Source organism: Nonomuraea sp. NPDC049784, from assembly GCF_040659615.1.
Lineage (GTDB): Bacteria > Actinomycetota > Actinomycetes > Streptosporangiales > Streptosporangiaceae > Nonomuraea.
In genome coordinates this window covers 1-2,040 of the sequence record NZ_JBFAMX010001071.1, presented here as the reverse complement: position 1 = coordinate 2,040, position 2,040 = coordinate 1, and the positions used below count along the sequence as shown (strand labels likewise).

Below are 2,040 nucleotides of genomic sequence, written 5' to 3'. Positions count from 1 at the left end.
GGAGCACGCGCGGGCGGTGCGGGTGGCGGCCGAGGTCGTGGATGGGCGGGTGCCGGTGTTGGCGGGCGCGGGCGGCCCGCTCGGCTCGGCGCTGAACCAGGCGCGGGCCGCGCGTGAGGCGGGTGCCGACGGGCTGCTGCTCATGCCGCCGTACCTCGCGCAGGGGCCCGGGCACGGCTTCGCCGCCTACGTGGCGGCGGTGGCCGCGGAGCTGCCGGTGATCGTCTACCAGCGGGGTTCGGTGGTGCTGGAGCCGGAGGCCGTGGTCGAACTCGCCGGGATCCCCGGGGTGATCGGGCTCAAGGACGGCGTGGGCGACATCGACAGGATGCAGCGGATCGTGCTGGCGGTGCGGGAGGCGTACCCGGACTTCCTGTTCTTCAACGGGCTGCCGACGGCCGAGCTGACCATGCCCGCCTACCGGGGCATCGGCGTGGAGCTGTACTCGAGCGCGGTCTTCGCGTTCGCGCCGGAGATCGCGCTGGCCTATCTGAACGGTGACGAGCGGCTGCTCACCGGGTTCTACGCCCCGCTCGTACGGCTGCGCGGCAAGGTCCCCGGCTACCCGGTCGCCCTGGTCAAGGCCGGGGTACGGCTGCGCGGCCTGGACGTGGGCGCCGTCCGCCCGCCGCTGGTCGAGCCGACCGAGGAGCACCTGCAAGAGCTGGAGGCGCTGATCAAGACGGGGCTGGAGCTGGCGGCGTCATGACGATCGCCGACCTACGCACCTCGCTGCGCACCGTCCCCCTTCCCCGGCCGTGGGGCGCGGACGTGCCCGCCAACCACGTGGTCGTGTGCGAGGTCACGCTGAAGGACGGGCGGACCGGGACCGGGTTCTCGTGGACGCCGCAGATCGGGGCGCACGCCGTGAAGGCTCTCCTCGACCACGACCTGCGCGAGGCGCTGATCGGGCTGCCCGCGCACCCTGAGGTGGTGTGGGACCGGCTGTGGCGGCACCTGCGCGAGGCGGGGCCCGGCGGGATCACCACGATCGCGCTGGCCGGGATCGACCTGGCGCTGTGGGACCTGCGCTGCGGCGACAGCGGCCTGGCCGACGTGCTGGGGCGGCGGCGCGACGAGGTGCCCGTCTACGGCAGCGGCGTCAACCTGCACTACCCGCTGGAGGAGCTGGTGGAGCAGGCCCGGCGCTGGGTCGCGGCCGGGTACCGGGGCGTCAAGATCAAGGTGGGCCGGCCCGACCTGGCGGAGGACGTGGCCCGGGTGGCCGCCGTTCGCGAGGTGATCGGGCCCGACCGGCTGCTGATGATCGACGCGAACCAGAGGTGGGACCTGCACCGGGCCAGGCGGGCCATTTCCGCGTTGCGGGAGTTCGGGCTGCACTGGATCGAGGAGCCGCTGCCTGCCGACGACGTGGCCGCCCACGTGGAGCTGCGGCGCTCCATCGACGTGCCGGTGGCGGTCGGGGAGAACGTCTACACCACGTACGGGTTCCGCGACCTGCTGGCCGCGGGCGCGTGCGACGTCGTCCAGCCGAACGTGGTGCGGGTCGGGGGGATCACGCCGTTCCTGCGGATCGTGGAGCTGGCCAGGACGTACGACGTGCCGGTCTATCCGCACCTGCTGAGCGAGATCTCGGGACAGCTCGCGCTGGCCCTGCCGCTGCCGGTCATGGCGGAGGACGTGGAGGACGCGTCGTTCGCGACGCTCGGGCTGCTGGAGGAACCGTACCCGGTGCAGATTTCCGATGGGGTGCTGCGGGCGGGCGAGCACGCGGGACTGGGGTTGAGGTGGTCGCGGTGAAGGTCGTACTCGCCGGCGCGCACGGGCACGGACGGCACCATCTGGGCAACCTGCGCAGGCTGACGGACCAGGGGCTGATCGAGCTGGCCGGGATCTGCGACGTGCGGCCCGCCGAGGTGGACTTCGCCTCGCCGCTGCAGTCGCCGGACCTGGGCGAGCTCATCGCGAAGACCGGCGCGGAGATCACGATCATCTGCACGCCGATCCACACGCACGCCGTCTGGGTTGTTGATCGGCGTGGTGGTCAGGCGGCTGGTTCGAGGATGACGCGGTAGCCGA

At 72.8% G+C, this 2,040-nt stretch carries 3 protein-coding genes; all 3 read left to right on the top strand.

Annotated features, from left to right (window positions below):
• Positions 1-709: 5-dehydro-4-deoxyglucarate dehydratase (locus tag AB0J09_RS63315; protein ID WP_360713967.1), on the top strand; the 709-nt coding region annotated here is incomplete at its 5' end.
• Positions 706-1,761, top strand: a complete 1,056-nt coding sequence (locus AB0J09_RS63310) for a mandelate racemase/muconate lactonizing enzyme family protein (protein ID WP_360713965.1) — start codon at positions 706-708, stop codon at positions 1,759-1,761. The genes AB0J09_RS63315 and AB0J09_RS63310, both read left to right, overlap by 4 nt.
• A complete protein-coding gene (locus AB0J09_RS63305) occupies positions 1,758-2,036 on the top strand; it encodes a hypothetical protein (protein ID WP_360713963.1) in 279 nt (92 codons plus the stop codon). Before AB0J09_RS63310 ends, AB0J09_RS63305 begins: the two co-directional genes overlap by 4 nt.
• Positions 2,037-2,040: the final 4 nt, after the last annotated feature.

Bases quoted from the DNA above. Each gene is read 5' to 3' on its own strand.
- AB0J09_RS63310 (WP_360713965.1), top strand. From the start codon at position 706: ATGACGATCGCCGACCTACGCACCTCGCTGCGCACCGTCCCCCTTCCC.